Below are 24,298 nucleotides of genomic sequence, written 5' to 3'. Positions count from 1 at the left end.
GCTATTGCGGTCCGGTCGCAAACGGCGCCGGACACAGATCGAGGCCATGACAGCCTCGATTTGAAACAAATCCTGTGGTGAGAGAGCAAGCTCCCTCACCAGCATTGCAGCCTCGGGAACTAGCCCGGTACGCGGCGGATTTTCGCGCCGAGCATCTGCAGTTTTTCTTCGATGCACTCGTAACCACGGTCGATGTGGTAGATGCGGTCGATCAGCGTGTCGCCGTCGGCACACAGTGCCGAAATCACCAGGCTGGCCGACGCACGCAGGTCGGTGGCCATGACTGGCGCGCCCTTGAGCTTGTCGATACCGGTGACGATGGCAGTGTTGCCCTCGACCTGGATCTTCGCGCCCATGCGGTGCAGTTCGTACACGTGCATGAAGCGGTTTTCGAAGATGGTCTCGATCACGGCACCGGTGCCTTCGGCAATCGCGTTCAGGGAGATGAACTGCGCTTGCATGTCGGTCGGGAACGCTGGGTACGGAGCGGTACGCACGTTTACGGCTTTTGGACGCTTGCCGTGCATGTTCAGCTCGATCCAGTCTTCGCCGGTGGTGATGTCTGCGCCAGCTTCACGCAGTTTTTCGAGGACGGCTTCCAGGATGGTCGGATCAGTGTCCTTGACCTTGACGCGGCCACCGGTGACGGCAGCGGCAACCAGGTAGGTGCCAGTCTCGATACGGTCGGGCATGACCTTGTAGGTAGCGGTGTGCAGACGCTCGACACCATCAATGGTGATGGTGTCGGTGCCAGCGCCGGAAACCTTGGCGCCCATGGCGTTCAGGAAGTTGGCCAGGTCGACCACTTCCGGCTCGCGCGCGGCGTTCTGCAGGACGCTGCGGCCCTTGGCCAGGGCAGCGGCCATCATGATGTTCTCGGTACCGGTCACGCTGACGGTATCAAAGAAGAAGTTGGCGCCACGCAGGCCGCCTTCCGGCGCCTTGGCCTTGATGTAGCCGCCTTCGACGTCAATCACTGCGCCCATGGCTTCAAGACCACGGATGTGCAGGTCAACCGGACGCGAGCCAATGGCGCAACCGCCAGGCAGTGCGACTTCGGCTTCGCCAAAACGGGCAACCATCGGGCCCAGTACCAGGATCGACGCACGCATGGTTTTCACCAGTTCGTACGGTGCGATCAGGGTCTTGATGGTACGCGGGTCGATTTCGACCGAGAGTTTCTCGTCGATCACCGGCTCGATGCCCATGCGACCGAACAGCTCGATCATGGTGGTGATGTCGTGCAAGTGCGGCAGGTTGGCCACGGTGACCGGGCCATCACACAGCAGGGTCGCTGCCAGGATCGGCAAGGCGGAGTTTTTCGCGCCGGAGATGCGGATCTCGCCATCAAGGCGGGCACCACCGGTAATAATCAATTTATCCATAAGAATCTCGACGCCTTGGGGGCTCAGGTGCGCTCGGCCCAGGCCGCGCGGCTGAAAAATTTCATAGTGACCGCATGGATGCTGCCATCGGTGATCCACGGGTTCAAATGGGCATAGATCTGCTGCTGACGCTTGACCGGGCTCAATGCCGCCAGTTCATCGCTAATCACGTTCAGCTGGAAATTGCAGCCTTCGCCTTCAACTGCAACCTCAGTATCCGGCAGCTTTCCTTCAAGGAAGCTCTTAACTTCTAGGGCCTGCATGCTCAACCTCTATCGGCGCCCAGTGCGCACGGGTCGCACATCATACAAAAAAGCCCCGCGCCTGCGAACCCCGCATAGCAGGACTCTGACGGGGGGCTTCTCTAATAATGTGTATTAAGGATGTGCCAACAGCTCGGTCAGACCGGAAACTTCGGCGATTTCACGCATGTCTTCGGGCATGGCACGGATGCTGACCGTTTTATTGGCCGCCTCGGCGTCACGCATGAAGCACAGCAGCAAGGACAAACCCACGCTGCTGGATTTGGTCACTTGCGAGCAATCCACCACCAATGCGGGCGCGTTGCTGCTGTTGATCAGAGCCTGGCCCTGCTTGCGCAGGCCCGGCCCGGAGCGATAGTCCAGTACGCCACTGATGAACAACTCGCCGGCATCGCCGAGACGAACGGCCGATTCGGTCATTGCGCAGGCTTCCCGGCAGCTTGCTTGTCGGTTTCTTCCTTGGCCTTGGCGACTTCACCGGCCCAACCATTGATGGTCTTGTCCAGGTCGTTGCCATTGCGCTGCATGGCGTCGGCGAACTGGTCACGGAACAGCTTGCCGATGTTGATGCCGTTGATGATCACGTTGCGCAGTTTCCACTCGCCGTTGATCTTCTCCAGGGTGTACTGCACAGGATAGACCGCGCCGTTGGTGCCCTTGACGGTCATGCCAACGCTGGTGCGGTCACCGGATTCATCCTTGGCCGGATCGACGGTAATGCCCTGGTTGTTGTACTCAAGCAAAGCGTTGCCATAGAACTGGAACAGGCCTTTCTTGAAGTTTTCCTGGAAGGTCTGCATCTGTGCAGGCGTGGCCTTGCGCGAATACTTGACCGTCATGATGCTGCGGGAAATACCTTCGGCATCGACCACTGGGCCGACAATGGTGTTCAGCGCGTCGTAGAACTTGGTCGGGTCTTGCTTGTACTGTTCTTTGTTGGCCGTCAGGTCAGCCAACATCTTGTTGGTCGTATCCTGCACCAGCTCGTGCGCAGAACCTGCCGCGTTGGCCATCAGCGGCAACGCTGCAAGCAGTACCAGCAGGCCACGTCGCAAGGTAGAGATCATGAACAGATTCCTCATTTGGCGTCTTTATTGACCGTATTGAGCAGGAATTTACCGATCAGGTCCTCAAGCACCAGCGACGACTGCGTGTCGTGGATGGTCGAGCCATCCTTGAGCAGGGCTGTCTCCCCACCCACGCTGACACCGATGTACTTCTCGCCCAGCAGACCCGCAGTGAGGATAGATGCCGTGGAGTCAGTCGGCAGATTATCTACCTTCTTGTCCAACTGCATCGTCACTCGACCGGTGAAGCTGTCGCGATCCAGATCGATTGCCGTGACCTTGCCGATGGTTACACCGGCCATGGTCACTTTAGCTCTGACAGTCAAACCGGCGATATTGTCGAAGTACGCGTAAAGTTTATAAGTATCGGCGGTCGGGCTGGCCGAAAGGCCGCTGACTCGCAGGGCCAGCAACAGTAAAGCCAGGATGCCAGCCAGCAAGAAAAGGCCGACACCGATTTCCACAGTGCGGTTTTGCATCAGAAATCTCCAAACATCAAGGCGGTCAAAATGAAGTCAAGGCCCAGTACCGCCAGTGAGGCGTACACAACGGTCTTGGTGGTGGCGCGACTGATCCCTTCTGAGGTGGGCTCACAGTCGTAGCCTTGGAATACGGCGATCCAGGTCACTACAAAGGCGAAGACAATGCTCTTTATGATGCCATTGAGCACGTCACCGCTGAAGGTCACGCTGTTTTGCATGTTGGCCCAATAGGAGCCGTCGTAGACCCCCAGCCAGTCCACCGCCACCCACGAACCGCCCCAGATACCGACCACGCTGAAGATCATCGTCAGCAGTGGCAGGGAAATGAAGCCGGCCCACAGGCGCGGGGCAACAATGTACTTGAGCGGGTCCACGCCGATCATTTCCAGGCTGGACAGTTGCTCGGTGGACTTCATGTTGCCGATCTCGGCGGTCAATGCAGAACCTGCACGCCCGGCGAACAGCAAGGCGGTGACCACCGGCCCCAGTTCACGCAGCAGCGTCAGGGCCACCATCTGCCCGACCGCCTGCTCCGAACCGTAGCTGGAGAGGATATTGAAGCCCTGCAGCGCCAGCACCATGCCGATAAAGACCCCGGAGACCACGATGATCACCAGGGACATCACGCCCACTGCGTGCAGTTGCTTGATCAGCAGGCCAAAACCGCCACCAATGCCGCCGCGGCCCAGCAAGGCGTGAAAGAGGAAAATCGTCGACCGGCCGAGCACTTCGATGATGTCGATGCCGGAACGACCGAAAAGGCGGACCTTCTCGATGAGTGAAGTCTTGCGCATCAACGCTTCCCCAGAAGATCTGAGCGGTAGTCCGCTGCCGGAAAATGGAAAGGCACCGGGCCATCGGGGTCGCCCGTCATGAATTGGCGAATGCGCGGGTTATCGGCGTTCATCAGCTCTTCAGGCGTGCCCTGCCCCAGCACCTGGCCATCGCCAACCACATAGAGGTAGTCGGCAATGCTCGCGGTTTCTGCCAGGTCGTGGGAAACCACGATACTGGTAATACCCAGCGCATCGTTGAGCAGGCGGATCAGGCGCACCAGCACGCCCATGGCGATCGGGTCCTGGCCCACGAAAGGCTCGTCGTACATAAGGATCTGCGGGTCGAGGGCAATGGCACGGGCCAGGGCCACACGGCGCTTCATGCCGCCGGACAGTTCGTCGGGCATCAGGTCGATGGCACCACGCAGCCCTACGGCCTGTAGTTTCAGCAACACGATGTCACGAATCATTTCATCGGACAGCTGGGTATGCACCCGCAGCGGGAAGGCTACGTTCTCGAAAACATCGAGATCGGTGAACAGCGCACCGCTCTGGAACAGCACACCCATGTGCTTGCGCGCATCGAACAGATCGCTGCGCGACAACGTCGGCAGATTCTGGCCGTTGACCCATACTTCACCGGCAGTCGGGCGCAATTGCATGCCCATCAGGCGCAGCAAAGTGGTCTTGCCGCAACCGGAAGGCCCCATGATGCCCGTGACCTTGCCGCGGGGAATGCGGATATCGACGTTATTGAAGATGCTGCGCGTCCCGCGCTTGAAGGTAAGGCCCTTCAGCTCGACCGCGTAGGCGTTATCGGCACTCATCTAAACTCCTTGGGATGCAGCCTTTCACTCAGACACCATGTTTGCGCCAAACGTTTGCAACGTTCGTGCAATAGTTAGCCACATGGGCTGGGCGGACCGAACTGGCGGCGAACTATATCACTGCTGGTACAACGCGCCCAAGGCCGGAACCGCGCTTGTTCAGACAGAGGACAGGGAAAAAGCGTTGCTTTAGATGAATCTCACGGGCATTGCGAATAAACCCTGACGAACTTGCGTGAGGGAATTGCGCATTGCCGCTATAATCGCCGACTTTTCGTCAGGCTATACGATTTCAGACATGAGCCAATCCAGCGACCTTATTCAATCCGCACAACGCACCATCCGCCTTGAGCTTGAAGCCGTAGAAGGCTTGCTGGCCCATATCGACGCGGATTTCGTACGCGCTTGCGAGATGATTCTGGCCAGCAAGGGCCGCGTTGTCGTGGTCGGCATGGGCAAATCCGGCCATGTCGGCAACAAGATTGCCGCCACCCTTGCCAGCACCGGGACTACCGCATTTTTTGTGCATCCCGCCGAAGCCAGCCACGGCGACATGGGCATGATCACCAAGGATGACATCATCCTGGCATTGTCCAACTCGGGCACCACCAACGAGATCGTGACCCTGTTGCCGCTGATCAAGCGCCTGGGCATCAAGATGATCAGCCTCACCGGCAACCCCGATTCGACGCTGGCCAAGGCTGCCGAAGTGAACCTCAATGTTCACGTGGCCCACGAAGCCTGCCCGCTGAACCTGGCGCCGACCTCGTCCACCACCGCCGCATTGGTGATGGGCGACGCCCTGGCCGTGGCACTGCTGGAAGCCCGCGGTTTCACCGCAGAAGACTTCGCGTTTTCCCACCCGGGCGGCGCCCTCGGCCGTCGCCTGCTGCTGAAAGTGGAAAACGTCATGCATTCGGGCGATGAATTGCCCCACGTCCAACGCGGCACGTTGCTGAAAGACGCGCTGATGGAAATGACCCGCAAGGGCCTGGGCATGACCGTGATCCTGGAAGCCGACGGCAAACTCGCCGGCGTCTTCACCGACGGCGACCTGCGCCGCACCCTGGACCGTACCATCGACATCCACACTGCCACCATCGACGCAGTGATGACGCCCCACGGCAAGACTGCCCGCCCCGAGATGCTGGCGGCCGAAGCCTTGAAAATCATGGAAGACCACAAAATCGGTGCGTTGGTGGTCGTTGATAGCAACGACTGCCCAATCGGCGCCCTGAACATGCACGACTTGCTGCGTGCGGGAGTGATGTAAATGACCAGCGACCTGCTGCAACGCGGCAAACACATCAAATTGGCGATTTTCGACGTGGACGGCGTGCTGACTGACGGCCGCCTGTACTTCCTCGAAGATGGCAGCGAATTCAAGACCTTCAACACCCTCGACGGTCAAGGCATCAAGATGCTGATGGCGGCGGGCGTGCAAACGGCAATTATCAGCGGCAGAAAAACCCCCGTTGTGGAACGCCGCGCACAAAACCTGGGGATTCCTCACCTGTATCAGGGCCGCGAGGATAAACTGGTGGTTCTGGACGAGCTTCTTGGCCAACTCAACCTAAGCTATGAGCAGGTCGCCTACTTGGGCGACGACTTGCCTGACCTGCCGGTGATCCGCCGGGTCGGCCTGGGCATGGCCGTCGCCAATGCGGCGGCGTTTGTTCGCGAGCACGCCCACGGCATCACCACTGCCCGTGGCGGTGAAGGTGCCGCCCGCGAGTTCTGCGAGCTGATCCTGCGTGCCCAAGGCAGCCTTGAAGCGGCCCACGCCGCCTACCTATAGAGCGTTTTATGCTGAGTAAAAAGATTCGCAACTTCCTGTTATTCGGGGTCATCGCCGCGCTGTTCCTGGCGGTGGGCTACTGGAATATCAGCCCGGAGCGCTTTCTCGACCAGCCTGTCGCGCAGGTTGATCAGGGCGCTATCGACTATTACGCCACCAATGCCTACAGCATCCAGTATCTGCCGGATGGCAAGGTGCAGTACGAGATCACCTCGGACAAGGTCGAGCATTTGAAGACGTCCGAAGTCACCCTGCTGACCAACCCGGACATGAACATCTACCGCGGCACCGAGTTTCCGTGGCACGTCACCAGCAAGCGTGGCGAGGTCAACCCGGACGGCACCGAAGTGGAACTGATCGACTCGGTACGCGTTGCGCGTACCGATGATAAAAACCGTGACACCGTGATTACCAGCAGTCGCATGACCGTATTCCCGCAGAAGCAATATGCGCAGACCGAGCAAGACGTTAGAATCGACGGCGCTGGCGGGGTATCGACTGGCAAGGGAATGAAAGCGTATTTGAAAGAAAGCAGGATACACCTGCTATCGAACGTAAGAGGACAGTATGAGGCTCGTTAAAACTCTCCCTATTTTGCTCAGTCTGGGCGCAGCACTGGGAAGCGTGAGCGCCTGGGCTCTGCCGAACGATAGCCAGCAACCGATCCACATTTCGGCTGACGATGCGCAACTGGACGACAAGCAAGGCGTCGCCACCTACACCGGCGGCGTGATCATCACCCAAGGCTCGATGAAGATCACCGGCAACACGGTGACCCTGACCCGTACCGCCAATGGCGACATTGATGTGGTGACCTCGGTGGGCAACCTGGCTTACTTCGAACAGAAGCAGTCGCCTACCGACACCGGCCCGATGAAGGGCTACGGCAAGACCATCCAGTACCACGCCCAGCAGAACCGCATTGTCCTGATCGACCAGGCCAAGGTGCTCAGCCCGGACGGCAACTCCACGGAAGGCGAGAAAATCACCTACGACACCGTGAAGCAAATCGCCAACGCCGGCCGCGCCAATGGCACCAAGGTGACTGCACCACGTCCGCGTATCGACATGGTTATCCAGCCGAAGAAGAAGGCCGAGTAATGGCAACCCTGAAAGCCCAGCATCTGGCCAAGGCCTACAAAAGCCGTCAGGTCGTGCGTGACGTCAGCCTGTCGATCGACAGCGGCCAGATCGTCGGCTTGCTCGGCCCCAACGGCGCCGGCAAGACGACCTGCTTCTATATGATCGTCGGCCTGGTCCAGGCGGATCAGGGTCGCGTCCTGATCGACGACCTGGACGTGAGCCACCAGCCCATGCACGGTCGTGCACGCGCCGGCATCGGCTATCTTCCGCAGGAGGCGTCGATCTTCCGCAAACTGTCGGTAGCCGACAACATCATGGCAATCCTCGAGACCCGCAAGGAACTCGACCGTGACGGCCGTCGCAAGGAGCTGGAAAGCCTGCTGCAGGAGTTCCACATCAACCACATTCGCGACAACCTCGGCATGAGCTTGTCGGGTGGTGAGCGTCGTCGTGTGGAAATCGCCCGCGCCCTCGCCACCGCGCCAAAGTTCATCTTGCTGGACGAACCGTTTGCCGGCGTCGACCCGATCTCGGTCGGTGATATCAAGCAGATCATCCATCACCTCAAGGCGAAGGGTATCGGCGTACTGATCACCGACCACAACGTGCGTGAAACCCTCGATATCTGCGAAACCGCGTATATCGTCAACGATGGCCAGTTGATTGCCGAAGGCGACGCCGAGACTATCCTTGCCAACGAACTGGTGAAGGAAGTGTACCTGGGTCACGAGTTCCGCCTGTAAACACCGTGGTGTCACGGCCGCTGCCAAGATGCGCGGGAGTCAATGAAAACCTCTGGATTTTTATTGTTACCGCGCTCTAGGCAAAGCCCGCGATATCAGGCATATAATTTGCTTATGTTTGGCGCTCACGCGCCCTGTCGTGGATGGCGCATTGCGCCGGCGAATAAGGTGTTAAGCCCCTGCCATGAAACCATCGCTAGTCCTGAGAATGGGCCAGCAGCTGACGATGACACCGCAGCTGCAACAGGCCATCCGCCTGCTCCAATTGTCGACCCTGGACCTGCAACAGGAAATCCAGGAGGCCCTGGAGTCCAATCCGATGCTCGAACGCCAGGAAGAAGGCGACGACTTCGATAATGCAGACCCGCTGGCCGACAACATCGAGCAAAAACCCAACTCCGACGTGCAAGAACCCTCCTATCAGGAAACCGCCCCAACGGTGGATAACCTGGAAGAAGGCGAATGGAACGAACGCATTCCCAATGAGCTTCCCGTGGACACCGCCTGGGAAGACGTCTACCAGACCAGCGCCAGCAGCCTGCCCAGCAACGATGACGACGAGTGGGACTTCACCACCCGCACCTCCGCCGGTGAAAGCCTGCAGAGCCATCTGCTGTGGCAACTGAACCTCGCGCCGATGTCGGACACCGATCGCCTGATCGCCGTGACCCTCATCGACTGCATCAACAACCAGGGCTACCTGGACGAGACGCTGGAGGAGATCCTCGAAGCGTTCGACCCGGAACTGGACATCGAACTGGACGAGATCGAAGCCGTCCTGCACCGCATCCAGCAGTTCGAGCCCGCCGGCATTGGCGCCCGCACCCTCAGCGAATGCCTATTGCTGCAACTGCGCCAACTGCCCGCCAAGACCCCTTGGCTCGCTGAAGCCCAACGCCTGGTCACGGATTACATCGACCTGCTGGGCAGCCGCGACTACAGCCAGCTGATGCGCCGCATGAAGCTCAAGGAAGACGACCTGCGCCAGGTCATCGAGCTGGTGCAGAGCCTCAACCCGCGCCCAGGCTCGCAGATCGAGTCCAGCGAAGCCGAATACGTGGTCCCTGACGTGATCGTGCGCAAGGACAACGAGCGCTGGCTGGTGGAGCTGAACCAGGAATCGGTGCCGCGCCTGCGGGTCAACCCGCAATACGCGGGCTTTGTGCGCCGTGCCGACACCAGCGCCGACAACACCTTCATGCGCAATCAGTTGCAAGAGGCGCGCTGGTTTATCAAGAGCCTGCAGAGCCGCAACGAAACCCTGATGAAAGTCGCGACCCAGATCGTCGAGCACCAGCGCGGCTTCCTGGAGTACGGCGATGAAGCGATGAAACCGTTGGTGCTGCATGACATCGCCGAAGCGGTTGGCATGCACGAATCGACGATTTCACGGGTGACCACGCAAAAATTCATGCATACCCCACGGGGCATTTATGAGCTGAAATACTTTTTCTCCAGCCACGTCAGTACCTCCGAAGGCGGCGAATGCTCGTCCACGGCGATCCGCGCGATCATCAAAAAACTGGTTGCCGCGGAAAATCAGAAAAAGCCATTGAGTGACAGTAAGATCGCTGGTTTACTGGAGGCACAAGGCATTCAGGTCGCCCGTCGAACCGTCGCCAAGTACCGCGAGTCCCTCGGGATCGCGCCTTCCAGCGAGCGTAAGCGTTTGATGTGACGGGCGGGCCACAGCGTTCCAGTGGCAGGCGCTTTTGCCTGCCGCTTTATGCACTGGCAACGAAGGAGAAGCTGTATGCAAGTCAACATCAGTGGACACCAACTGGAAGTGACCGAACCGCTGCGCGCCTATATCGGCGAAAAACTCAAAAGAATTGAGGGGCATTTCGACAAGATCACCAACGTGCAAGTCATCATGACTGTCGAAAAGCTGAAGCAGAAAATCGAAGCCACCTTGCGTATACCCGGCGGGGAAGTAGTCGCCAATGCCGAGCATTCAGATATGTATGCCGCCATTGACGACCTGACCGACAAGCTGGATCGCCAAATCAAAAAGCATAAGGAAAAGCAGCAGAGCCTTCTCCAGGGCACTGGCCGCTAACACTCCCCACCCATGATTCGACTTGAAACCATCCTGACCCCCGGCCGTTCCCTCGTGAACGCGCCGGGTGGCAGTAAAAAGAAAGCCCTCGAACAAATTGCCAACCTGATCAGCCGCGAAGTGCCTGACCTGGAGATGCAAGATGTGTACGAGGCTCTGATTGCCCGTGAAAAACTCGGTTCCACCGGTTTTGGCAACGGCATCGCCATTCCCCATTGCCGCCTCAAAAGCTGTGAGGCACCTGTCAGCGCCCTGCTGCACCTGGACGCTCCCATCGATTTCGACGCCATCGATGGCGCACCGGTTGACCTGCTGTTCGTCCTGCTGGTCCCGCAAGCCGCCACCGATGCGCACCTGGAACTGCTCCGGCAGATCGCCAGCATGCTCGACCGCAAGGAAGTACGCGACAAACTGCGCAGCGCCAGCAGCAATGAGGCGCTGTACCAGGTTGTCCTGGATGAACAGAACGGGCAGTAATCATGCGTTTGATCATCGTCAGCGGCCGCTCCGGCTCGGGTAAAAGCACCGCCCTCAACGTTCTTGAGGACAACGGTTTCTACTGCATCGACAACTTGCCCGCCGGCTTGCTGCCGGAGTTGGCAGAGCGCGCGCTGATCCACACCGAACTGGCGCAGCCCCTGGTGGCCGTTTCGATCGATGCCCGCAACCTGCCCAGCCACCTTGAGCGGTTCCCGCAACTGCTTGAGGAAGTTCGCGCCAAGCACATTCATTGTGATGTGCTGTACCTGGACGCCGACGAAGAGACGCTGCTCAAGCGCTTTTCCGAAACCCGCCGGCGCCACCCCCTCAGCAGCCCACATCGCTCCCTGGCAGAAGCCATCGAAGACGAAACCAAGTTGCTGGGGCCGATCATCGACCTCGCCGACCTGAAAATAAACACCACCAGCCTCAACCTGTACCAGCTGCGCGACGCCATCAAGCTGCGCCTGCTGAACCAGCCGGAGCCTGGTACTGCGTTCCTCGTCGAGTCGTTTGGCTTCAAGCGTGGCATGCCGGTGGATGCCGACCTGGTGTTCGATGTGCGCTGCCTGCCGAACCCCTATTGGAAACCCGAGCTGCGTGAGCAGTCCGGGCTGGACCAACCCGTGGCCGATTACCTGGCAGCGCAGCCGGATGTCGAAGAGATGTTCCAGGATATCTCCAGCTACCTGCTCAAATGGCTGCCGCGCTTTGCTGCAAGCAATCGGGCGTATGTCACCATTGCCATTGGCTGCACCGGCGGCCACCACCGCTCGGTCTACTTGACCGAACGCCTGGGCCAGGTGCTGCAACAAACCCTCAAGAACGTCCAGGTTCGCCACCGCGACCTTAGCTGAAAGGATCACCCCCGCGATGCCCGCTCTGGAAATTGAAATCATCAACAAGCTGGGCTTGCATGCCCGGGCTTCTGCGAAGTTCGTCGGCGTCGCCGGGCAGTTCCCTTGCCAGATCCGTGCGGGGCGCACCCCGGAATCCATGGTCGATGGCAAAAGCATCATGGCCATGATGATGCTGGCCGCCGGCAAGGGCACCAGGATTCACCTGAAGACAGAGGGTGAGCAAGAGCAGGAAGCGATGGACGCCCTGGTGGCGCTGATCAACAACTTCTTTGATGAGGGTGAGTAAACTCACCCTTTGAGGCGGGCGTGAAGTCGCAACGACTTCAGCCCAATGCGGTATCCATCACCATCATCAAGCAAAAACCGATACACAACCCCAGGCTGGCAAGCTTTTCGTGACCGTTGCGCCGCGATTCGGGGATCACTTCATGAGTCACCACCAGCAACATCGCCCCGGCCGCCAACGCCAGCCCGAGTGGCAGCAGCACCTCTGCCAGGCTCACCAACCAGGCACACAGCACGGCGAATACCGGCTCGACCAAACCTGAAGCCGCACCGATCAGGAACGCCTTGACCCGCGACATCCCTGCCCCGGCCAATACCAAGGCAATCACCAGGCCTTCGGGTACATCCTGCAAGGCGATGCCCATTGCCAGGCTATCGGCATCAGGCATACCGCCGCCTGCCGAAACCCCCACTGCCATGCCCTCCGGGATGTTATGGGCAATGATGGCAAACACGAACAGCCAGATACGCGGCGGTATCACCGGGTGATCCGGTGTCCCCACCAACATTTCCGGGCTCGCGCCGGAGACCTTGCGATCAACCAGATACAGCCCGAACGCGCCCAGCATGATACCGAAGCTGATTAACCCACTGGCGCCCCAGGGCGTGAGCCCCAGGCTTTCAGCAGCGGCGATCCCCGGCACGATCAGCGAAAAGGCTGTCGCCGCCAGCATCACCCCGGCACCAAAACCCAACAATGTGTCGCTCAGCGCTACCGGCATCCGTCGTATGACCAGTACGGGCACCGCGCCAAGCGCCGTGCCCAGTGCGCAAATCGATCCACCTTGCAGGGCGCGCAGGATGCGCGGCTCCAGGTTCAGCCAGTCCAGCCCATGGGCCACCAGCAATGCAGTACCTGCCAATAGCAGCAGCGAGCCAAACGCATAACGAAACATTCGCCCGCTGCTGATCGCCAGTGTTTCAATGCCCATAGTCGGCCTTAGATCTTGTTGTGGTGGTAAATGTCAGGCCAAGGCGGCCTGATAGCGTGCGGCGACTTCCGGCCAGTTGATAACGCTGTAGAAGGCGTTGATGTATTCCGGGCGACGGTTCTGATACCGCAGGTAGTAGGCGTGCTCCCAGACGTCCAGGCCGAGGATCGGCGTATTGCCATTCATCAGCGGGCTGTCCTGGTTACCGCTGCTTTCCACTACCAGGGTCTTTTGCGGGGTTACGCTGAGCCAGGCCCAACCGCTGCCGAAACGGGTCAAGGCGGCCTTGGTGAAAGCTTCCTTGAAGCTGTCGAAACCACCCACTTGCTCATCGATAGCCTTGGCCAGCGCGCCTTCAGGCTTGCCGCCGCCTTTGGGCGACATCACTGCCCAAAACAGCGAATGGTTGGCATGGCCACCACCTTGGTTGATCACGGCGGCACGCAGTTTTTCCGGCAGCTGCTGCACGCTGGACACCAGTTTCTCGACCGGCCAGCCCGCGAATTCGGTGCCCTCGACAGCAGCGTTGAGGTTGTTGATGTAGGTCTGGTGGTGCTTGGTGTAGTGAATCTCCATGGTTTGCGCATCGATGTGCGGTTCCAGGGCGTCGTAGGCGTAAGGCAAGGCAGGCAAGGTGTAGGACATATCAATGTGCTCCGTAATAAGGACTGTTGCGAGTCGACGCATCCTGTTGCGCCGCGGTACCACCCAGCAGGCGATGGGTACGCGGGTACTCGCCGTGATCGCTGATGAAGTTCAACAGTTCGACGTAGGTCTTGCTGCTCTGGCGCAGCGCCGCCTCACGCAATTGCGGGGTCAGGCGCGGGTCCTGCATCGCCTGCAGCAGGCGCTGGTGGATAGCGCAGAGGTATTCCGCACTTTCCTCCGGCTGGTTCAGGCGCAGATGCAGGTCCGCCAGGTTGTGATGGGAAATGACGCAAGCCGCCACTGCTTCGTCGGCATCCGCCCAACGTTCGAACAACACTTGGGCCAGGGCCAGGGCTTGCAAATAGGCCTCGCGAGCATCAACCAGTTCGCCCGCCATAAAGCAGCGATTGGCCCGTTCGATCGTGCGTTTCCAGTGCTCCATGGTGAGCCTCCAAAGCAGGGTCGGTGATTACACGCCGCCGGCCGTGAGCTTTTCCGGGTCCAGCAGGACTTCCAGTTGGCTACGGGGCAAGTCGGTGTGTTCAAGGGCCACATCAATCACCGGGCGGCCTTGTTGATAGGCTTTCTTGGCGATTTCAGCGGCCTTCTGGTAGCCAATGATCGGGTTGAGTGCAGTGACCAGGATCGGGTTACGCGACAGCGCTTCCTTGAGCTTGGCTTCGTTGACCTTGAAGGTGGCAATGGCCTTGTCCGCCAGCAAGCGGCTGGAATTGGCCAGCAGCTCGAGGCTGCTGAGCAGGTTCTGGGCGATGATCGGCAGCATCACGTTCAGCTCGAAGTTGCCGGATTGGCCCGCGACAGTGATGACCGTGTCATTACCGATCACTTGCGCGGCGACCATGGCGGTGGCTTCCGGGATCACCGGATTGACCTTGCCCGGCATGATCGAAGAGCCCGGTTGCAAGCCTTCCAGCTCGATTTCACCGAGGCCGGCGAGCGGGCCGGAGTTCATCCAGCGCAGGTCGTTGGCGATTTTCATCAGCGACACGGCGGTGGCTTTCAACTGGCCGGAGACGGCGACGGCGGTGTCCTGGGAGCCAATCAGCGCAAACAGGTTTTTGCCCGGCGTGAAGGTCACGTCGGTCAAGCTGCTCAGCTGCTGGCTGAAGCGCGCGGCGAATTCCGGGTGGGCGTTGATCCCGGTGCCGACTGCCGTACCGCCTTGGGCCAAGGCCTGCAAGCTCGGGAGCAAATCCTGCAAGTGACCGATGTTGGCCTTGAGCTGCTGCGCCCAGCCATTGAGCACCTGGCTCATGCGCACCGGCATGGCGTCCATCAGGTGCGTGCGGCCGGTCTTGATGAACGGGTGGACTTCCTCCGCCTTGCGCTCGATCACCTGCACCAGGTGCAGCAACGCCGGCAGGGTTTGCTCATGCAGGACCAGCGCAGCGCTGACGTGGATGGTGGTCGGAATGATGTCGTTGCTGCTTTGGCCGCAGTTCACGTGGTCATTGGGGTTGACCGCCTCGCCCAGCAAACGGCTGGCCAGGGTCGCGATCACTTCGTTGGCGTTCATGTTGGAACTGGTGCCGGAGCCGGTCTGGAAAATATCCACCGGGAAGTGCTGCATGAAGTCGCCTTCGAGCAAGCCCTGGGCGGCATCGACGATGGCCTTGCCCTGCCCTTCAGTGATTTGCTTGAGGTCGACGTTGACCTTGGCCGCAGCAGCCTTGGCCAGGATCAGCGCGCGAATGAATTGCGCAGGCATACGCTGATGGCTGATCGGGAAGTTGTTCACCGCGCGCTGGGTTTGCGCACCGTACAAGGCCTCGGCCGGCACTTGCAGTTCGCCCATGCTGTCGCGTTCGATACGGGTGTTACTCATCGTTAGATCCTTGCACCAGGTCGGAGTGAGAAATAGACGGCAGCAATTCGCAGGTCGCCAATCGCCACGCAAAGCTCTGCCAACGCTTGAGGCGGCAGGCACAGTGAGAGAGTTTTTCCAGGTCACGCAGGGGGCGCCAGGCCTGGTCCAGGCACATGGAGCGCCAATGCCAGGGCAATGCGATATCGCTGGCGGTATCGAGCAGCAGACGGAATGAGGTTTCAGCGATCGTCCACGGATGGGTCGCGGTGCAGCACGCCAGGTAGCGACCCTCATTGAGGTAATGCTCGATCAGGCGCGGCTCGTTGGGGTTGAGGCCGCAGCGAATCTGGCGACTCATCCAGCGCCAGCTCTCCAGGTAAGGATCCTCATGCAGGACTGAACTCATGATCCACACTCATCCGGTAATGATATTTATTATTAAATGATATTGAGAATCAAAACAAGAGTGGCCGATTAATCTGCCTGCAACGCAGCCACAAAAAAAGGCGCGCCATCGTTGAGATGGCGCGCCTTTTTAGATAAAGCGTCGGAAGGATCAGCTGCCGGCGACAGTCATCCGCTCGATCAGTACCGAGCCTGTGCGAATGTTGCTGCGCAGTTCCAGATCGTTACCGACCGCGACAATTTGCTTGAACATGTCGCGCATATTGCCGGCGATGGTCACTTCCTGCACGGCAAACTGAATCTCGCCGTTTTCCACCCAGAAACCTGCCGCCCCCCGGGAGTAATCGCCGGTGACCATGTTCAGGCCATGGCCCATCAACTCAGTCACCAGCAGGCCGCGCCCCATGCGACGCAGCAACGCCGCCTGGTCTTCATCGCCATGGGTGACGAACAGGTTGTGCACACCACCGGAGTTGGCCGTGCTTGGCAGGCCGAGCTTGCGACCGGAGTAAGTGCCCAGCACGTAGGACACCAACTCGCCGTTTTCGACGAACGGTTTGGCATAGGTCGCCAGGCCATCGCCGTCGAACGCCGAACTCCCCATGGCTCGCATCAAGTGCGGGCGCTCATCGAGGGTCAACCACTCCGGGAACAGCTTTTGCCCGATTGCGCCCTCAAGGAACGACGACTTGCGGTACAGGTTGCCACCGGAAATCGCGCTGAGGAAACTGCCGAACAAACCACCAGCCAACTCCGCCGAAAACAGCACCGGCACTTCGCATGTTGGCACCGGGCGCGCGCCCAAACGGCTGGCGGCACGTTGTGCGGCACGCTGGCCAATGCTGGCCGGGTCCGCCAGCAACTCGCCCTGGCGGCTTACGTCGTACCAGTAGTCGCGCTGCATCTGGCCGTTGGCTTCAGCGATCATCACGCAGCTCAAGCTATGGCGGGTGGAGGCATAACCGCCGATAAAACCATGGCTGTTGCCATACACACGGCAGCCTTGATGTGTGCTCAACGTGGTGCCATCCGCGTTCTTGATGCGGGCATCAGCGTCAAACGCAGCTGCTTCACAGATCAAGGCCTTCTCGATGGCCTGCTCTGGGGTGATGTCCCATTCATGGAACAGATCGAAGTCTTTCAAATCCTTGGCCATCAGCGCCTTGTCGGCCAAGCCCGAGCTTTCATCCTCGGAGGTGTGCTGGGCAATCGCCAATGCGGCGGCAACGGTCTCGCGAATCGCTTCCGGGCCGCTGGCCGAGGTGCTGGCCGAGCCTTTGCGCTGCCCCACATAAAGGGTGATGCCAAAGCCCTGGTCACGATTGAACTCAACGGTTTCCACTTCGCGCTGACGTACCGACGTCGACAGCCCCTGCTCCAGCGACACCGCCACTTCACAGGCACTGGCCCCCTGGCGCTTGGCCTCGGCAAGGATCTGCTCGACTTGTTCCTGCAGTGCCGGTAACGCTTGCGGACCGACGCTTTGGGCTGCACTCATGGTTTTCTCCACTCAAATTCTGCTTTCGGTTAAGGCCATCGAGCGACCGGGCCGGACAAGCGGCCCCCGACTGGTTATCATGGCGGCGTTTCTTTGCGGACTGCCACCATGGTTGATTCTTACGACGACTCCCTCGATGGGGAGAAAAGCAAAACCCAGGTCAAACGTGAGCTGCATGCTCTGGTTGACCTTGGCGAGCGCCTTACAACGCTCAAGAAAGACTTGATTGCAAAACTGCCCCTGACCGACGAAATGCGCCGGGCGCTTGCGGATGCACCCAAGCACACCGCGAATATCGCGCGTAAACGGCACATCATGTTTATCGGCAAGCTGATGCGCGATCAGGACACTGACGCCATTCTGGCCTTGCTTGATCAAACCGATGCCTCCACTCGCCAGTACAACGAACGTTTCCATAACCTGGAACGTTGGCGTGACCGCCTGATCGCGGGCGATGACGCCGTGCTGGAGAAATTCGTGCTGGACTACCCGGACGCGGACCGCCAGCAATTGCGCTCCCTGATCCGCCAGGCCCAGCATGAGCAGGCGCATAACAAGGCGCCGGCCACCAGCCGTAAAATCTTCAAGTACATCCGTGAGCTGGACGAGACTCAACGCGGTCTGCGCTGATCCTCTTCCCCGGGTGGCGATCTTCGCCACCCGAAGCTCCACCCTTCCTACGAGCCCGTGCCACCCACGGTGATCGCATCAATCTTCAGCGTTGGCTGGCCGACACCTACCGGCACCGACTGCCCATCCTTGCCGCACGTGCCCACGCCGCTGTCCAGCGACAGGTCGTTACCGACCATCGACACTTTGCTCATGGCTTCCGGCCCGTTACCGATCAACGTTGCGCCTTTGACCGGCGCGGTAATCTTGCCGTCTTCGATCAGGTACGCCTCGCTGGTGGAGAACACGAACTTGCCACTGGTGATGTCCACCTGGCCGCCGCCGAGGTTGGCGCAGTAGATCCCACGTTTCACCGAAGCGATGATCTCCGCCGGGTCGCTTTCGCCAGCGAGCATGTAGGTATTGGTCATGCGTGGCATCGGCAGGTGCGCGTAGGACTCGCGACGACCATTACCGGTACGTGCCACGCCCATCAGGCGGGCGTTGAGCTTGTCTTGCATATAGCCCTTGAGCACGCCGTTTTCGATCAGCGTGGTGCACTCGGTCGGGGTGCCTTCATCGTCCACACTCAACGAGCCACGACGGCCAGCCAACGTGCCGTCATCGACAATAGTGCACAGCTTAGACGCAACCATCTCGCCCATGCGCCCGCTGTAGGCGGAACTGCCCTTGCGGTTGAAGTCGCCTTCCAGACCATGGCCCACGGCTTCGTGCAGCAGTACACCGGACCAACCCGAGCCCAATACCACCGGCAACGTACCGGCCGGCGCCGGAATGGCCTCCAGGTTGACCAGGGCCTGGCGCAGCGCTTCACGGGCATAACCCATGGCGCGGTCATCACTGAGGAAATAACGGTAGTCGGTACGCCCGCCGCCGCCATGCCCGCCGCGCTCACGGCGGCCATTCTGCTCGACGATCACACTGACATTGAAGCGCACCAGCGGCCGTACATCCGCCGCCAGGCTGCCGTCGGTGGAGGCCACCAGGATGCGTTCCCACACACCAGCCATGCTCACGGTGACTTGCTGGATACGCGGATCAAGGGCGCGGGTAGCCGCGTCGACACGCTTGAGCAGCTCGACTTTTTCCGCACGGCTGATCACTTCCAGCGGGTTATCCGGCCCATACAACTGCGCCACGTCCTGGGTGGTAAACGCTTGCACCGTGCCGTTCTGGCCTGCACGGGAAATAGAACGTGCCGCACGCGCCGCCAGGCCCAGGGCTTCCAGCGTGATGGCATTGCTGTAGGCAAAACCGGTTTTTTCACCCGATTGCGCGCGCACGCCTACACCCTGATCCAGGTTGAAGCTGCCTTCCTTGACGATGCCGTCTTCGAGGGCCCAGGACTCGGAAATCTGCCCCTGGAAATACAGGTCGGCCGCGTCGATACCCGGCCCGGCCAGATCACCGAGCACGGTTTGCAAGCTTTCGATGGTCACGCCACCGGGTGCCAGGAGGTGTTCACTGACTGAGGACAACAACTCGCTCATAGGTTTGGCCTTAAATTCATCGTTCCGAAGCAGGCCGCTGTGCGCCCTGCGAGAAAAAGCGCCGATGGTTGACCACCGGCATGCGCGCCCGTATCGACGCTTGTTCACTGCTGTCGCGTGCGGCCAACAACACCGCTTCGCCTTGATCCTGTTGTGTCAGCACACGCCCCCACGGATCGACAATCGCCGCGTGGCCATAGGTTTCCCGCGGTCCCGGGTGCACGCCACCCTGGGCCGCCGCCAGCAGGTAACACTGGGTTTCGATGGCCCGTGCGCGAATCAGCACGTCCCAGTGCGCGGCGCCGGTCACCGCCGTAAAGGCCGACGGCGCGGTAATCAATTCAGCCCCCGCCGCCCGTAGTTCACTGTACAGCTCGGGGAAGCGCAGGTCGTAACACACGGTCAGGCCCAAGCGCCCCACCGGCGTATCCGCCACTACCACGCTGCTCCCGAAAGCATAGTCGTCGGATTCGCGATAACGACCGCGCGCATCGGCAACATCCACATCGAACAGGTGCAGCTTGTCGTAGCGAGCAACGATTTCGCCCCGGTCATCGAACAGCAGCGAGCAGGCGTTGGACTTGGCGTTCGGCTGATCCTTGGGCGGCAACGGCAAAGTGCCGGCCACTATCCATAAGGTGAGGTCGCGGGCGGTCTGTTTCAACCACGGCAGGATCGGGCCTTCGCCCAACGCCTCGGCACGGCCGATATCGGCCACATCACGGCGGCCCATGGCGGCGAAATTTTCCGGCAACACGGCCAGCTTCGCACCGCCCGCCGCCGCTTGCTCCAGCAGGCGCCGGGCCTGGGCCAGATTGGCCAGCACGTCGCTCTGGCTGACCATTTGAATTACCGCAAAGGACATGGGCCGACTCTCCGTAATGGGCGTGCGGCCATGCTACTCCACAGGCTCTCAGTTTGGCTTTTCAAATGGCTTGTCGAAGGTGATTTTCGGGTCCTTCCAGGGCCCTTCCACTTTGTATTGCACGCTGGCAAAGCGCGACACACGGTCACCGATCAGCTTGTCGATCAGGAACAATGCACCGCCAATCGCCGGTGCGCCCACAATCAGCGCGGCAATCGGCAAGTTGTTGGTGACCGGCAACGTCACCAGCAGCTTGGCGTCGACACGGTCAGCCACCAGGTCCAGGGTGCCGTTAAGCTCCAGGTTGGTCGATGGCCCGGTCATGGTGATCGGCTCACGGGTGACAAATACGCCGTTACTCGCGGCCAACAAACCTTTGACCCGGTCGTAGCTCAAGCCCTTGCCGAGCAAGTCGGAAAAGTCCAGGCGCAGCCGGCGCCCGATGGAGTTGAAGTTGAGCAGGCCAAACACACGCAGCGCCTGCGCACCGCCTTCCACTTCAACAAACTGGCCGCTGCGGAATGTCGCATCCAGGCTGCCGGAGAAACGCTTAGGCCCCACATAAGCCGGCGAACCCGGCCAGCGACCGTCCACGTCCAGATGGAAGTCCTTGCTCGTCACGGTCGGTGCATAACCCCAGCCTTTGAGCACATCGCCGATATTCTTGCCGTCCAGGCGCCCCTTGTACCAACTGCTGCTGGTCCCGGGGGCGCCTTCCCAGCCGCCGTCACCCTTGAGCTGCATGCCCTTGAGGCCCAAGTCCAGGTTAGTGAAGGTCAGGCCCTTGGTCGTCGGGCGGATCTTCAGCGACCAGGCACCGATCAGGTCCGGCCCCTGGAACAGTTGATCAATGGCGATATCCAGCGCGGGAATGTCCTTGGGATCGATGTCGGCCAAGGGGTCGGGCGCGTTTTCGTCGGCCTGGACGCTCGGGTCCACCGCCGGCAACTTCACGTACTGCAGGTTGATCGCAATCGGCGCGGCCTTGGCGTCCGGCAGGTTGACGCTGCCCTTGGCCTGCTGGCTGTCGAGCTGCAAGGCCCAGGCGGCGGGCTTGCGGTCCAGCTGCAACTTGACCTGGTCGAACTGGGTGCCAAAACCGGTCAGCTTGCCGACCTTGAAGTCGGCGCCACTGAGCAACTGCTTGGCGCTACCGCCGGGGTCATTGCCGGCATAACGGTCTACGAGTTTTTTCCACGGATCGATGTCGAGTTCCGACAAGACCCCGCGAATACGCAAGCCTTTGACCGTAGGCAGCAGCGCATCGCCATCACCGAGGAACAACTCGCCACGGCCTTCGTTGAACTTGTCTGGCGGCGCGGCAAAGGTGAAATTCGCCAACTCGCCATAATCGAACCAGTAGCGCCGCTCGTTACCCTGCAGGGTCATGCGGAACACGCTGTCACGCCCCTGGCTGGCCGGCATGCCGAAAGGCGCCGGCAAATCCACCGCCACACCCTTGAGATTGGAGCTGACCATCAGTTGGCTGTCGGCCCCATCCAGGTTCAGTTGCAACTGGTAGGGAATGTCGCCGGACACTGGCAACGGCTGGCTGACTTTCAACCAGTCCGTCAGCCGCTTGACCGTGACTTGGCCCTTGGCCGTCACGCGCGTGCTGATATTGCCCGCCTTGCCATCGGCAAAGATCTGCGCGGTGATGGGCCGATCAAATGCCTGGGCCGTGATGTTCTGGCCGCTGAGGCCCTTGGCACTGTCGAAACGGAAATCGCCCTTGAGCTGGGTCAGGTCCAGTGTGGGCTCGGCCAGTTGCAGGCGAGCCTTGTCGGTCTTGAAGTCCACCACGATTTTCGGCTCGGTACCCTTGGCCAGCGGCACGTCCAGGTCCAGGCTGCCTTGCAGGTCGCCATCGCCCTTCCAGCCGGCAAAGGTTGCAGCCGTACCAATCGGCGCTTCCTGGAGGATCTTCAGGCCATCACCCAAGCCACCGGCGAAACCACCGGTGAGCAGCAGATGACTGTCCTTGCCAGCGGGTGCATGGGGAATATTGACGTAGATATCCTTGACCTTGGTGTCGAGCAATTGCCCCTTGCTGGCGAGGATGCGCACACCGCTTTCCTCGACAAACACTTCACCCTTGACCTTGCTCACATGGGGCCAGCCGGGCTGGAACGCCAGCTCGGCGTCATGCACCTTGAACAACAGGCTGATATTGCGCGAAGCCGGCAACGCGTCGTGGTTCAGCGAGCCTTGGTACTGGAAGAAACCCTCGTCAACCGCGCCCTTGAGAATCGCCGTACGCAGCCATTCATCCAGCGCCGGGCTCAATACCGCCGGCAGGTATTTGGGGGTGAAGCGCCCATCACCATCGACCATGCCGACCCGCAGGTCCATGTAGTCTTCCTGGCTGTGGTCAAAATGCAGGCGGATCAGGAAGTCGGCGGCGACCTTGCCTTCTTCCCCCAGCACCTTGATATACGGCGCGATCAGGGTGAAGCCTTCTTTATCCAGCTTCCATGTCAGCCGTGCGTTGGCCTGGATGTACTGCCAGGGCTTGGCGAAGATCGGATCGAGGTGCAGGGAGAAGTCCTTGCTGTCCATGCGCAGTTCGCCATGACCAAGGTCACCGCTGATGCTGCCGGAAATGTTACGGGCAGCCGGCGCACCGAAGTAGGCGTCAAAACCGACGCGCTCCAGGTTGGCGGCAAAACTGACTTTTTGATCCGTGGTGTCCTGAGGGCGGAAGTCCACCAGCACATTGCGCAGCAGACCCGTGGCCTTCAAGTGTTCAATGGTTTTGGCAAACCCCTCCGGCAACGGTGCCAGGGCATTCAACAGCGGTGTGATGGGAGTCAGGTCCAGGCGGTCGGCCTGGAGTTTCCAGGTTTCCTGCTCCTTGTCGGTGGCCAGGCTCTGCTGCAATTGCAGGCGTGATTCCCAGCGGGTCTCCCCGAGGTTCATCGCCAGCGAATCGAACACCACCTTGAGGCCCGTATCACTGCGTTGCAGGTAGGCGTTGAGCGCAAGGTTTTCAATGTGCACCGGCTTACGCTCGGCGTAACTGCCCTTCACCTGTGGCGAGTTGAGTCGCACCACTGCGCTTTGCACGGCACCCTTGGCCCAGGTCAGCCAGAATTCGCCGCCGGCCTTGAATTGGCTGAGTTTCCACTGCTGCGTCAGCCGGGCCGGAATCCACTTGGCCCAGTCGCTCTGCGGCAGGCTCAAGTAGGCCTGGACCTCGCCGTCCTGCCATTGGCTGGCGCGAATCCGCGTGCGCAAGCTCAACGCCAGCGGCTGGCCGTCGGGTAGGGTCAGGCGCGCGTCGAGGCGCTGGCGGGTTATGCCGGTGTGCAGGCTCAGGCCGACGTACGTCAGGGTCAACGGTGGCTGGTCGAAGGGTTGCAAGGTGACCTGGCTGTCGAGCAACGACACGCGCTTGACCATCTGCATGCGCTGGAGCAGTTGCTGCGGGTCCAACGGTTGCTCATCCTGCACCGGCAGGCCTTGCAGCGCCCAGTGGCCGTCCTTGTCTTCCTTGACGCTCAATTGCAGGCCGCTGACTTCCAGGTGGGCAATGCGCACTTCACGGGCCATCAGGCTGGCCCAGACATCCGGCACCACTTCAACCTGGTCCAGGCGCAAGGCACTGCTGCCCTCGCCCACCATCACGTCGTGGGCCAACAGCACAGGGGCAAAGCCGCTCCAGCGGCCTTCAAGGCTGCCAATGTGCAGGGGCATATCCACCGCTGCCTGGGCCTTGGCTTCAACCTCGGCACGGTATTCGGCCACCAGCGGGGTCAATTCGCGACCCAGGCTCACATACACCGCCGCCAGGACCAGCAACAGCGCACAGAGACCCAGGCCCCAACGGGTCAAAGCGGCAAAAAAGCGTATCAGACGCTCCATGTCAGGCGACCCTCAAGGCAGTAAATAGAA

At 60.3% G+C, this 24,298-nt stretch carries 27 protein-coding genes; 11 read left to right on the top strand and 16 right to left on the bottom strand.

Going from position 1 to position 24,298, the window contains the following annotated elements:
• Positions 1-119: 119 nt before the first annotated feature.
• From murA to ACZRMO_RS01150, 7 genes are all read right to left on the bottom strand, one after another.
• Positions 120-1,385, bottom strand: coding sequence for a UDP-N-acetylglucosamine 1-carboxyvinyltransferase (murA, locus tag ACZRMO_RS01180; protein WP_207040053.1), 1,266 nt, complete (start codon positions 1,383-1,385; stop codon positions 120-122).
• A 23-nt stretch (positions 1,386-1,408) separates the two neighbouring features.
• Positions 1,409-1,648 carry a BolA family protein gene (locus ACZRMO_RS01175; protein ID WP_105520873.1) on the bottom strand — a complete coding sequence of 80 codons (240 nt, stop codon included), beginning with the start codon at positions 1,646-1,648 and terminating at the stop codon, positions 1,409-1,411.
• Positions 1,649-1,762: 114 nt separating this feature from the next.
• The gene (locus ACZRMO_RS01170) at positions 1,763-2,068 is read right to left on the bottom strand and encodes an STAS domain-containing protein (RefSeq protein WP_463971620.1); all 306 of its coding nucleotides are present in this window, start codon (positions 2,066-2,068) and stop codon (positions 1,763-1,765) included.
• Entirely contained in the window at positions 2,065-2,715 is a 651-nt protein-coding gene (locus tag ACZRMO_RS01165) for an MlaC/ttg2D family ABC transporter substrate-binding protein (RefSeq protein WP_124527462.1), read from the bottom strand. Before ACZRMO_RS01165 ends, ACZRMO_RS01170 begins: the two co-directional genes overlap by 4 nt.
• 11 nt (positions 2,716-2,726) lie before the next feature.
• Positions 2,727-3,194, bottom strand: a complete 468-nt coding sequence (gene mlaD / locus ACZRMO_RS01160) for an outer membrane lipid asymmetry maintenance protein MlaD (protein WP_003171814.1) — start codon at positions 3,192-3,194, stop codon at positions 2,727-2,729.
• Positions 3,194-3,991, bottom strand: coding sequence for a lipid asymmetry maintenance ABC transporter permease subunit MlaE (gene mlaE, locus ACZRMO_RS01155; RefSeq protein ID WP_463971619.1), 798 nt, complete (start codon positions 3,989-3,991; stop codon positions 3,194-3,196). Before mlaE ends, mlaD begins: the two co-directional genes overlap by 1 nt.
• Entirely contained in the window at positions 3,991-4,800 is an 810-nt protein-coding gene (locus tag ACZRMO_RS01150; RefSeq protein WP_017738751.1) for an ATP-binding cassette domain-containing protein, read from the bottom strand. The genes mlaE and ACZRMO_RS01150 overlap by 1 nt, the downstream gene beginning before the upstream one ends.
• Positions 4,801-5,098: 298 nt before the next feature.
• Here ACZRMO_RS01150 and ACZRMO_RS01145 point away from each other — a divergent pair, with 298 nt between their 5' ends.
• The 10 genes from ACZRMO_RS01145 to ACZRMO_RS01100 all read left to right on the top strand — a co-directional run bounded on the left by ACZRMO_RS01145 (position 5,099) and on the right by ACZRMO_RS01100 (position 12,109).
• Positions 5,099-6,073 (top strand): KpsF/GutQ family sugar-phosphate isomerase, encoded by a 975-nt coding sequence (locus ACZRMO_RS01145; RefSeq protein WP_463971618.1) that lies wholly within the window; start codon positions 5,099-5,101, stop codon positions 6,071-6,073.
• A complete protein-coding gene (locus ACZRMO_RS01140) occupies positions 6,074-6,598 on the top strand; it encodes a KdsC family phosphatase (RefSeq protein ID WP_017738753.1) in 525 nt (174 codons plus the stop codon).
• Between the two features lie 8 nt (positions 6,599-6,606).
• Positions 6,607-7,179, top strand: a complete 573-nt coding sequence (gene lptC / locus ACZRMO_RS01135) for an LPS export ABC transporter periplasmic protein LptC (protein WP_207040057.1) — start codon at positions 6,607-6,609, stop codon at positions 7,177-7,179.
• Positions 7,166-7,699, top strand: coding sequence for a lipopolysaccharide transport periplasmic protein LptA (gene lptA, locus ACZRMO_RS01130; protein WP_124527465.1), 534 nt, complete (start codon positions 7,166-7,168; stop codon positions 7,697-7,699). Before lptC ends, lptA begins: the two co-directional genes overlap by 14 nt.
• Positions 7,699-8,424 carry an LPS export ABC transporter ATP-binding protein gene (gene lptB / locus ACZRMO_RS01125; protein WP_005784841.1) on the top strand — a complete coding sequence of 242 codons (726 nt, stop codon included), beginning with the start codon at positions 7,699-7,701 and terminating at the stop codon, positions 8,422-8,424. Before lptA ends, lptB begins: the two co-directional genes overlap by 1 nt.
• 184 nt (positions 8,425-8,608) lie before the next feature.
• Positions 8,609-10,102, top strand: a complete 1,494-nt coding sequence (locus tag ACZRMO_RS01120) for an RNA polymerase factor sigma-54 (protein ID WP_016974289.1) — start codon at positions 8,609-8,611, stop codon at positions 10,100-10,102.
• Between the two features lie 75 nt (positions 10,103-10,177).
• A complete protein-coding gene (gene hpf, locus ACZRMO_RS01115) occupies positions 10,178-10,483 on the top strand; it encodes a ribosome hibernation-promoting factor, HPF/YfiA family (protein WP_010170586.1) in 306 nt (101 codons plus the stop codon).
• A gap of 12 nt (positions 10,484-10,495) precedes the next feature.
• Entirely contained in the window at positions 10,496-10,960 is a 465-nt protein-coding gene (gene ptsN / locus ACZRMO_RS01110) for a PTS IIA-like nitrogen regulatory protein PtsN (RefSeq protein WP_017738757.1), read from the top strand.
• A gap of 2 nt (positions 10,961-10,962) precedes the next feature.
• Positions 10,963-11,820 carry an RNase adapter RapZ gene (gene rapZ, locus ACZRMO_RS01105; protein WP_028618857.1) on the top strand — a complete coding sequence of 286 codons (858 nt, stop codon included), beginning with the start codon at positions 10,963-10,965 and terminating at the stop codon, positions 11,818-11,820.
• A gap of 16 nt (positions 11,821-11,836) precedes the next feature.
• On the top strand, positions 11,837-12,109 hold the full coding sequence (locus ACZRMO_RS01100; RefSeq protein ID WP_017738759.1) for an HPr family phosphocarrier protein: 273 nt from the start codon (positions 11,837-11,839) through the stop codon (positions 12,107-12,109).
• 37 nt (positions 12,110-12,146) lie between these two features.
• Here the strand turns inward: ACZRMO_RS01100 and ACZRMO_RS01095 are convergent, their stop codons facing one another.
• The 6 genes from ACZRMO_RS01095 to pmbA form a co-directional block, all read right to left on the bottom strand.
• Positions 12,147-13,040: a ZIP family metal transporter gene (locus ACZRMO_RS01095; RefSeq protein ID WP_463971617.1), complete on the bottom strand. Its 894-nt coding sequence runs from the start codon at positions 13,038-13,040 to the stop codon at positions 12,147-12,149.
• 33 nt (positions 13,041-13,073) lie between these two features.
• Complete coding sequence (locus ACZRMO_RS01090; RefSeq protein WP_124527467.1) at positions 13,074-13,685, bottom strand: superoxide dismutase; 612 nt, start codon at positions 13,683-13,685, stop codon at positions 13,074-13,076.
• Between the two features lies 1 nt (position 13,686).
• Positions 13,687-14,130 carry a hypothetical protein gene (locus tag ACZRMO_RS01085; RefSeq protein WP_124527468.1) on the bottom strand — a complete coding sequence of 148 codons (444 nt, stop codon included), beginning with the start codon at positions 14,128-14,130 and terminating at the stop codon, positions 13,687-13,689.
• Positions 14,131-14,157: 27 nt separating this feature from the next.
• Entirely contained in the window at positions 14,158-15,534 is a 1,377-nt protein-coding gene (locus ACZRMO_RS01080; protein ID WP_124527469.1) for a class II fumarate hydratase, read from the bottom strand.
• Positions 15,527-15,922 carry a hypothetical protein gene (locus ACZRMO_RS01075; protein ID WP_017738764.1) on the bottom strand — a complete coding sequence of 132 codons (396 nt, stop codon included), beginning with the start codon at positions 15,920-15,922 and terminating at the stop codon, positions 15,527-15,529. Before ACZRMO_RS01075 ends, ACZRMO_RS01080 begins: the two co-directional genes overlap by 8 nt.
• Before the next feature lie 150 nt (positions 15,923-16,072).
• The gene (gene pmbA / locus ACZRMO_RS01070) at positions 16,073-17,419 is read right to left on the bottom strand and encodes a metalloprotease PmbA (protein WP_463971616.1); all 1,347 of its coding nucleotides are present in this window, start codon (positions 17,417-17,419) and stop codon (positions 16,073-16,075) included.
• Between the two features lie 108 nt (positions 17,420-17,527).
• Between pmbA and yjgA the strand changes: the two genes are divergently transcribed.
• On the top strand, positions 17,528-18,049 hold the full coding sequence (gene yjgA, locus ACZRMO_RS01065) for a ribosome biogenesis factor YjgA (protein WP_017738766.1): 522 nt from the start codon (positions 17,528-17,530) through the stop codon (positions 18,047-18,049).
• A 47-nt stretch (positions 18,050-18,096) separates the two neighbouring features.
• Here the strand turns inward: yjgA and tldD are convergent, their stop codons facing one another.
• Genes tldD through ACZRMO_RS01050 form a run of 3 tightly spaced genes read right to left on the bottom strand, consistent with a single transcriptional unit; the run spans position 18,097 to position 24,268 of the window.
• Positions 18,097-19,539 carry a metalloprotease TldD gene (gene tldD / locus ACZRMO_RS01060; RefSeq protein ID WP_124527472.1) on the bottom strand — a complete coding sequence of 481 codons (1,443 nt, stop codon included), beginning with the start codon at positions 19,537-19,539 and terminating at the stop codon, positions 18,097-18,099.
• Positions 19,540-19,555: 16 nt separating this feature from the next.
• On the bottom strand, positions 19,556-20,404 hold the full coding sequence (locus ACZRMO_RS01055) for a carbon-nitrogen hydrolase family protein (protein WP_463971615.1): 849 nt from the start codon (positions 20,402-20,404) through the stop codon (positions 19,556-19,558).
• Positions 20,405-20,452: 48 nt separating this feature from the next.
• Positions 20,453-24,268: a YhdP family protein gene (locus ACZRMO_RS01050; RefSeq protein WP_463971614.1), complete on the bottom strand. Its 3,816-nt coding sequence runs from the start codon at positions 24,266-24,268 to the stop codon at positions 20,453-20,455.
• Positions 24,269-24,298: the final 30 nt, after the last annotated feature.

The organism is Pseudomonas sp. B611, from assembly GCF_055407965.1.
Note: the sequence above shows the minus strand (reverse complement) of the source record. Positions and strands in the feature narration are given on the sequence as shown.